Origin of the sequence: Candidatus Enterococcus murrayae (assembly GCF_017315985.1) — a bacterium.
Lineage (GTDB): Bacteria > Bacillota > Bacilli > Lactobacillales > Enterococcaceae > Enterococcus_A > Enterococcus_A murrayae.
Genome location: NZ_JAFLVR010000054.1, coordinates 1 through 9,344, shown reverse-complemented (window position 1 = coordinate 9,344; position 9,344 = coordinate 1). Strand labels below are relative to the sequence as shown.

Below are 9,344 nucleotides of genomic sequence, written 5' to 3'. Positions count from 1 at the left end.
ATCCATAAGACTCAATAAATACAAAACCAGTATTTCTATATACTTGGATAATAAAATTAAAAACAATTAATGTACTATTCAAATCAGATAGTAAAAAATCGGGACCTAGCCATAACTTGATAAATGGGTTCAGAACATTTAACAAAACTACTGAAGAGAAAAAAATCAATGTATGATTTACAAAAAGATGCCTCTTGAAAAGTTCAAATCCCTTATCCTTAGAGGTTGTCGCAGCAAAATTACCAATACTAGCAGTTATTGAGTTAGTCACTTGCTTACACAAATTTTGAACACTGTTAACTAATAGTAGATAGTTTGAATAAATTCCGACAGCCGTAAGACTAACAAAAGTAGAAATTAGAATATTATCTGTCCCCATTACCACTACGCCACCAATTTTTGATGAAACATTGCCTATGACGTTCTTCTTGATTTCACTAATTGTCTCAGGTTCTAATTTTTCATGTATGTCTTCTTTGAGATAAGGGTAATCCTTATCAGTTTTCCTTGAAATATTCAAGTTAGTCAAAAAAGTGAAAAATATTTGAATGCTTAGATAGACAATAAAGTTTGGGTACAGATATAGAACAGCTATTTGAATTATGTTTGTGATTAACAAAAAAATAAAATCGTTTAATGAGACTATATATGATCTTTGATCCGCAATGATTAATGATCTTTTGTAAGTAAAAAAATAACTGACAACAGAATTGAGTAAAAAGAGAATATAAATAATATAAATCTCATTTATAGAAAGATCACTTTTGATCATATATTTTAAAAATGGGATGATGCATATTCCAATCAATCCGACCAATAAACCAATATAATTATAGGCCTTTTTATAAAGTTGCATCAGTGACCTGATCTTCTGTCTGTTTTCATCTGCTAAGGGTTTATACATTGAATAAACTATTGAAGTACCGATCCCTAACTCTGCTAATGACAAAATACTCAAGATATTTGTAAACAAACCATTCAAACCCAAATACTCAGCACCTAAGAACTTTATAAAATAAGTTCTAACTACAAATTGCAGTATTAAGCGAAAGACATAAATTATAGTTGAAATCGAGGAATTTAGTAATGAATACTGTAATCTATTTTTCTTCAATAAAACCACTACTTTTCTTATTTAATATAATATCTTTTTTTGTCAAACTTATTGCACCCCAGAACAACCAAAAGAGTAATGATCCGAATTTATTATAAAAAATTAAATCTGGAGCCAATAATCCACTAATCAAAACTGCCAAAACAATTAAAGCATCTGTAAGATACTGTGAATAGTTAATTTCTATAGCATTCCAAAGGTTCTTTAAGGTTCTAAATATACTTAATAATAGGAATAAAAATAACGGGATTGTCCCTAATAAACCAATAGATGCTAGCGAATAAAAGAACATATTATGTGGTGTCTGACCTTTATGAGCTATCCATGTATGAGGTAGGTTTTTTTGAGCATAAGGAACTAATCCTCTTGGTGAAGTGCCGAATATTGGAGTATCTTTAAAAATTTCATATGCACTTCCCCACAGCTTAAATCTGCTATTCGAAATATCAGAGTTATCTTCAACATCTTTTCTATCTAATGAAACCGCTTTATCAACCTTATTATCATTTAGCTTTTTCTTATCAAAAGAACTAGTAATCGATGGTACCTCATACTGATTAGCAATAGTTATGCAAGCTTTTTGAATTACTGATAAACCGAATAAAAACGTCGCAGTAAGTATCAATGAGGTACAAATGCCTTTCATTATGCTAGTCATTTGTTTCGATCTTTTTATAGTTAAAAAGAAACAACCAATGAATGTACAAGCAATAATTTCAATTAGAACTGTTCTTGAACCCGATAAGGAAATAAAGATTATTTGAAAAATAATATTTACTATTGGAAATATTCTGCTGATAGTAGTTTCATTTTTTTTTATTGTAGAGAGAGAAAGTAACACTACAACAAATGACACAGTAGCAGCTAAGTTAGGCTCAACAAAGACACCAAAAAGTCGATTTTCAACAAAACCAATACGTAATCCATAATAGAGCTTTTCAAGAGGAGCAACAAAACTAAATTTTAAGAAGAACATAATTATTGAAATAAATATTAATATGAACCAACTTACTTTAAGGATTGAAGAAAAAATGCTAAACACTTTTTTTCTATTTTCTTTTCCTATTTCAAAAACTACAAGACAGTATAACGATTGCCAGATCAATATTTTGAAATTTCCTAGAATATTACTCGGCCCATTTATGAAAGTGGACATTAAACTTGCACATAAAAATAAGAAAAGGTATAAATTTATACTTCTCTCATGTTTTACCCATTGAATCAAGTTTTTCAGTAATAGAATGATTCCGAAAAAACTTATAATTGTAAACAATAATGTGTCTAAGTTGTAAGGTAATAATGAATATACACTAATCATCCTAATGATTAAAAGTATTTCCCAAGAAATTAGGAACACGATTTCCAAATTCTTTATAAATTTACCATTTAATTTTTCCATTAACATTTTCTCCTAAATCTTAACAAAATATACTATTTCAAATAAAATTTGTAAGGATGATGTGTAAAACGTTCGTTTTCTGGTGGTAAACACATATAATTTCCATACCGCAATTTAAGAAAAGAATCTCTCTGTTTTATTGCCATTATTTTATGTCCTTCAAAAAGAACATCTTCATATTCTTCAAACCATTTAACAGGGAAAACTCCCCAATTTATATGTATCCATTCTAGGAACCCACAATATTCCGATTTTTCTAATGGATATTGTACAGTCTCAATTTCATACATATTTCTCCAATAATCGTAATTTCCAATTTTCATCAGAGTCCTACGATGAGGAAATCGAACTATCAACTTAATAATTGCTTTCCATTTTGAGTATGATCTAGCATATGATAATCCAATCGTATCCATCATATTTAGCCTAAAGCTTTCACATTTCTCTTGAAATAACTCTCGTTCTTCAGAACTACTTGGAATTCCATCGATTGGAAAAATATCAACAAATACACCGAAATCCTTATCTTCACCAGAAAATAATTGCTTTGTTTTAGCATAAGTATGTTTATCAACCAGTTTAGCAAACGTATATCTATAGTTTTTTCTAGTTTTTCCACTTAACAATAAATACTCAGTCTTTTTGCTTAAAATATCGATTAGCTGATTATAGTCTCTTCTTCTCATAACAATATCAATGTCATCATCCCAAGGAATAAAACCTTTGTGTCGTTCGACTCCAATCAGTGAACCATAAAAAATAGAGTATTTCAAATTATTTTCTCTACATACTTCATCTATATATAATAATATCTTAGTGCTAATTTTTTGGATCTCTTCTATAGTTAATTCTCTTTTCATGTATTCACCTTTAACTTGTTTTTAGTGTAGTAACTAATTTATACATTTTAACACTAAACATTAACAAGGACATAGATACTTTTCTTTGAACTGTAAAAATAGAATTTCTGATGATGAAGAAATAGTTTCTTCGAAGAAAACTTACAATTTTTTTTGTCTCTGCAATGTTATTCTCACTATTACTCTTTATAATTTTATCCAAAACTAAAAAATAAGCAAAACACACCCTCTGATGTGCAGCAATGTCTAATTCGTTATTCCGACCAATTACTTTTTTCTCATTTTTAGTCCATGCTTCAATGAAATCGAATTGTCTTTCTGAAAATTTTTCCGTATTTATACTTCCTACACGATGATAGTAATAATAACTCTGAGTGGAGTCTATGACTATTTTGTTACACAAATCAATAATATCTACTATTATAAAAGAATCTTCGTGATACTTGCCTAAAGGATATCTGATAGAAGAAAACAAATGACTTCTGTATAATTTATTGACCGCATGAACAGAAATATTATTTCCATGAAAAATAAGAATCATGGTTTCAATTGAATCTAAAACTTTATAAAATAATTCTTTCTTTTTAAGAGTTTTTCCTGGATATACATCATATATTCCACAAATCGATAGATCTGCATCTTCCTTTATAATATTTCTGTAAAGTAGCTCATACATATCTTCAGCTATATAATCATCACTATCTACAAAACCAATATACTTCCCCTTTGCAACGTCAATCCCAGCATTTCTAGCATCACTTAATCCGCCATTCTCCTTATGTATGACTCTGACGCGAGAATCTTGTTCAGCATATTCGTCACAAATCATGCCGGAATTATCTGGTGATCCATCATCTACTAGGATTAGCTCAAAGTCTTTAAATGTTTGATTTAAAATCGAATCTACACATTTTTTTAAGTATTTCTCTACATTATATACTGGAACAATAATACTTATCTCACACATTACACTCGCTCATTTCTGATTAACTCAACAGTACTCTTTAACGCTTCTTCTAAAGAGAACAATGGTTGCCAACCAATTCCAGCAATTTTTCTATAATCCAAGATAGCTTGGCTTGCAGTTGAAAAACCTTTTCGTTCTTCTTCATCAGGAAGATCAAAAATAACCTCTTTTTGGTTCAAACTGGCTAATGCTTGAGCTAGATCTCTTAGATGCAAATCAAATTCTGAAACAGCAATATTATAGGCCTCACCGTTTTCTCCAGTCGCTAACAGATAAAGTAATGCATAAACCACATCTCCTACGTAAGCATAAGAAAAATATTGAGTCCCTTCACTTTTTAATACGATATCCTCATTATTAACAGCATTCAAAATGAACTGCGAAGAGGCTTTGGAATCATTTAACAGCATAGTAGGTCCAAAGGTACGGCAAATTCTTGGAATGACGACATCTAAATTATGCTTTGAAATATAGGCTTGGCAGAGACTCTCACTAGCTCGTTTTCCTTCAGAATAACCAGCTCTTAAGGTATTGCAATCGATATAACCACAATAACTTTCATCATATTTCTCTACATCTCCACGATTTTCACCATAGATTTCAACTGTTGATAAAAAGACTGTACGTTTAGATTCATTGGTCACAGCAAAATCTAACACCTGTTGTGTCCCCATTAAATTTGTCATAATCGTACCAATTGGATCCGTTGAATAGGCTCTTGGATGAGTATTACTAGCTCCATGAAAAATATAATCGATTTTTTTCTCAAATAGAATCGGTTGTGTAACATCTCCCTCTACTACCTGGAAAAACTCTGAAGACAAGTACTTAGAAAACCGTTTTTCTAAACGATCAAGACTTCTTCCCATTGCATAAACGTGGATATTGGATTGATATTTTTTATTTCTCATCATTAAAACATCGATCATATAAGAACCAATCATTCCAGTCGCACCGATAACTAAAATAGAATGATTATCGATCTTATCCCAGTCATTCTTAGCTTGATTGACTTTGATTAATTCTGCAAGATACGTTTCATTTTCTAGTAACACATTTCCACCTCTAATCCTTCATTTTCAAATAAGCTTTGAAAAGTTCTAAATCATCTTGTGTCGTCAACTTGATATTTTTGTCAGATCCTGCTGCGAAATACAACGTTTCTCCCAGTTCCACCATCATAGTATTGGTATAAGAAGAATCAGTCATGCCAATGTCTTCTTTGATTGCTTTGTCATATGCCCAACTTAGTTTTCCAAACTGATAAGCCTGTGGTGTAGAAACACGACGTAATGTATTACGATCAATGTATTGCTTCGTTGTTTCTTCAGTTTCTTTTAAGAATATTTGTTCATTATAAGGTAATGAGGTCACGCCATTGCCGTGTTCTTGACACTTTACAATAACATCAGACAAGACGATTTCATCTACTAAGGGACGGATACCATCATGAATAATGATCGTATCATCTTCTTCAGAGTAATCTTTTAAGAATTGAACACCATTATTGATTGACTCTTGGCCTTTTGATCCGCCTGGAATGATCCATTGAACTTTTTTCAATCCATACTCTCTAATGTATCCCCAAAGAGTTTCTTCCCAACCAGATTTACACACTACTAAAACTCGATCAACTAATGGGTGCTGCTCAAAAGATTCTAGTGTATAAATAATAATTGGTTTTCCTTCTATTGTAATAAATTGTTTTGGAATATCCTGCCCCATTCTTTTTCCGACACCGCCGGCAATAATCACTGCTGTAATCATTTAATTATCCTCCTTGTTGGTTAAATAGTAGATGCCTTTGTATTTTTTATAAGAATTATCTGGATCAATAAATACTGAGTCGTGGATAGATACTTGTTTATCCTTAGGTGGCCGTTCCATGTAATTTCCAAATACTTTTTTCAAATAACGGTCATAGCCGATTGGCAAAGGCATAACTGTATTTTCAAAAGGTTTTTCAACACTTACTGAGAAATCCTCTGCATGATAGATATTCCCCATATATCTAGGACCTACGCATAACTCAGTAACAAAAGATGTGGGGGTCTCATTATATCTTTTCATTTGCTTTTCAGCGTAACTCCAAATACGATATCGTGCCCTTGATCCGGGAACAAGTTTTAGCAAAATTCTACTTCCCGTAGCAATCAATCCTCCGTGATTTTTCGGAACGATTTGGTTACAGTATAAAGAATAAATCAATGCCCAAATTTTTTGAATCTTTTGTTTAAATGTCGACTCAGGCGCGACATCCAAAGGAAAAATATCTATTGCGATTCCATGCGGAATGTCTAAGTCTGACTGATACGTCTTAATAAAGGTCGTTTCACTGTCACGGATCGTTGTAAACAAATTATGATCCACATAAGTTTCCGTAGTCCGTAATATTGGATAGCGCTCATTCCAGAAGCTCTTTTTCCAAAGCTGATAAAAGCGATCATAGTCTTTTCTTGGCATAAAAAAATCCAAATCATCGTCCCACGGTACAAATCCACCTTCTCGAATCGCCCCAATAACACCACCACCACAAAAATAGCACAACAGATGATGTTCTTGACAAAAATCATAGATAATTTGGGACATCTGCAACGTTGTTTGCTGAATCTTTCTGAGTTTCTCATCATTACTGTACATATATGCTCTCTCTCTCGATGATTAATTTCTTAATTTTTTTTCATACAACTTTCCTCGGAGACTGTTCGGCAAAAGACTTACAACAATGTGTGCAGAGCAAGAAATCAAATAGTCGAAAAATGATCCGAGGCCTGCTTTATATATCGCCTTACGTCCCTTAAGTCCATTTACAAAGTATTTTTTTCCTCCACGGCGCGCATACATGCCCTCTCCAGTTCTCGCATGAACCAAAGATTCTTGAATATTTTTCCCTTTATAGCCTGCTTTTAATAACCTTACCCAAAGATAGTAATCTTCAAACCCCATCATAGGTTGATAATTACCTACATCTAAAATCGCTGACTTTTTAAACATTACAGTCATATGATTGAAAGGATTACGTTTCTTTGAAAAATTGCATATCTCTTCATAAGATTCAGGAACGATTCTTCTACCAACAATTTCACTAGGAGTATCATAAAACTCATCAATATTTGAACCAACAATGGTTAGGCCAGGATTCTCCTTGAACTCAGCATACTGTTTCTCAATTCTAGTCGGCAACATAATATCATCTGTATCCATCCGGGCAATCAAACCATAACTACACGCTTCAACCCCGACAGCTAGAGCCTTCCCTAGCCCAACATTTTCACTTAGCGGTACTAATTTAATAATACTGTGATTGATCCTTTGATAGTCATCAATCACAGCCTGTAAGTCAGGGGTAATTGGTCCATCTAAAACTAGAACAATCTCCTTCACGGAAGTCGTTTGATTAAAGACACTTTTCAAAGACTTTCTAAAATATTCTGACCGTTCTTTTATATATACTGACATCAATACACTTACATCTACACTAACCAAAAAAGACACTCCTTTTATTTGAAGATCTTCTCTTTCGGAAAATCCATTTTATCTAACGATGTACATATTTCATCTTCTTCCAGGCCTTGAGAAGAAACCTTATCAAATAAAATCTTGATCGTTTGCAACAAGATTTTCAAATCCAACATGAAGGAATACTTTTTGATGTACAGCAAATCAAATTTCAACTTACTGTTATAGTCTGAAGCATATTTCCCATAAACTTGCGCATAACCAGTGATACCCGCACGTACATTATGGCGTAAATAATAGTAAGGATTCTCCTGATTGAATTGCTCAACAAAGAAAGGTCGCTCCGGACGTGGACCAATGATCGACATATCTCCTTTTAAAACATTAATTAATTGAGGCAATTCATCAAAACGAACCGCACGAATAAATTTACCTACAGGTGTCACTCGTGCATCATTGCTTTTAGCCAGAACGGGACCTGACTTAGACTCCGCTGTTGCACTCATTGAACGGAATTTATAAATTGGAAATTCTTTTTGATCTTGTGTGATTCGTACTTGCTTATAAATAATAGGACCTGGTGAAGTTGCTTTTACTAGAATCGCAGTAATCAACATAAATGGAGACGCAATGATTAATAAAATAAACGAAACTAAGATATCAAATACTCGCTTAAGCATTGCATCTTCAGAAGGAATTTTAAATCCTGATGATTCAATAATGCTTTCATCTTCAAAATTCATGATATTAGGATTGATCGTCACCAAATTTTCGAAAGTGGTATTTAGAAATAGTTTTTTTTCTTTTTTGGTAACAAGTTGATACACTTTAATCTTCTCAGCTTCTTCAATTTCCGATGCTAAGTAAACAATATCTACGTCATCAATAATCTTAACTAAATTATCATAAAAATGATCCAGTACAACTGACTGTACTTTATGTTTGTTATTCTTTTGTGAACTGAAGTTTTGGATTGCCGGTGCAACTTCTTTCTCAAAACCAAGGATTGTTACCTTTTTATCTGAACTCAATCTCATGTACAATTTGTAGATAATCGTACGATAAATAATCAGTAAAATCGTCCCTAGAAGGAATGACATCAAAATTACTGTTCGTGGAAAAGCAAACCAGCGACCAGCGAAGGTGATGATCATAATCCCCAAAGACATTAGAAATTGCCCAATGACGGTCACAAAAACAATATCACTAACAATTCGATTATAAAAAACGTATGTTCCTAGTAGTACATTTAATATGATAAAGAAAATCGAAATAAATAATGCGGAACTTTCAAATGTTTGAAAGTTTCTTTCCGGAATGGTTCCACCAAATTTTAGCCAAAAACTAAAAAAGACAGAGAAATTGTAAACCACCACGTCCATCAAAATGATAAAAATACGACGGGCGGCACTCCATTCGCCACTTTTATTCATAAAAACACTCCTAATCCACGAAATAATCCATTACACATCTTACCATACAGGCCGAAAAAAGAGTAGTATTCCTAAAAAAAGTAATAAAAAAGAAAAGAACAAAAAGCTGTAA

9 protein-coding genes are annotated in these 9,344 nt (G+C 32.4%); all 9 read right to left on the bottom strand.

The window, feature by feature from the left end; genetic code table 11:
• A partial coding sequence (locus JZO85_RS18740; RefSeq protein ID WP_207110039.1) for a lipopolysaccharide biosynthesis protein occupies positions 1–1,114 on the bottom strand: 1,114 nt, incomplete at its 3' end.
• Entirely contained in the window at positions 1,101–2,513 is a 1,413-nt protein-coding gene (locus JZO85_RS18735) for an O-antigen ligase family protein (RefSeq protein ID WP_207110038.1), read from the bottom strand. The genes JZO85_RS18735 and JZO85_RS18740, both read right to left, overlap by 14 nt.
• 32 nt (positions 2,514–2,545) lie before the next feature.
• Positions 2,546–3,373, bottom strand: coding sequence for a LicD family protein (locus tag JZO85_RS18730; protein ID WP_207110037.1), 828 nt, complete (start codon positions 3,371–3,373; stop codon positions 2,546–2,548).
• A gap of 10 nt (positions 3,374–3,383) precedes the next feature.
• On the bottom strand, positions 3,384–4,340 hold the full coding sequence (locus tag JZO85_RS18725; protein ID WP_207110036.1) for a glycosyltransferase family 2 protein: 957 nt from the start codon (positions 4,338–4,340) through the stop codon (positions 3,384–3,386).
• On the bottom strand, positions 4,340–5,395 hold the full coding sequence (locus JZO85_RS18720; RefSeq protein ID WP_207110035.1) for an NAD-dependent epimerase/dehydratase family protein: 1,056 nt from the start codon (positions 5,393–5,395) through the stop codon (positions 4,340–4,342). The genes JZO85_RS18725 and JZO85_RS18720 overlap by 1 nt, the downstream gene beginning before the upstream one ends.
• Before the next feature lie 10 nt (positions 5,396–5,405).
• Positions 5,406–6,107, bottom strand: a complete 702-nt coding sequence (locus tag JZO85_RS18715) for an IspD/TarI family cytidylyltransferase (protein WP_207110034.1) — start codon at positions 6,105–6,107, stop codon at positions 5,406–5,408.
• Positions 6,108–6,980 (bottom strand): LicD family protein, encoded by an 873-nt coding sequence (locus JZO85_RS18710; protein WP_207110033.1) that lies wholly within the window; start codon positions 6,978–6,980, stop codon positions 6,108–6,110. It lies immediately after the preceding gene.
• A gap of 21 nt (positions 6,981–7,001) precedes the next feature.
• Positions 7,002–7,826, bottom strand: coding sequence for a glycosyltransferase (locus JZO85_RS18705; protein ID WP_207110032.1), 825 nt, complete (start codon positions 7,824–7,826; stop codon positions 7,002–7,004).
• A 14-nt stretch (positions 7,827–7,840) separates the two neighbouring features.
• Entirely contained in the window at positions 7,841–9,232 is a 1,392-nt protein-coding gene (locus tag JZO85_RS18700; protein ID WP_207110031.1) for a sugar transferase, read from the bottom strand.
• Between the last annotated feature and the right edge of the window lie 112 nt (positions 9,233–9,344).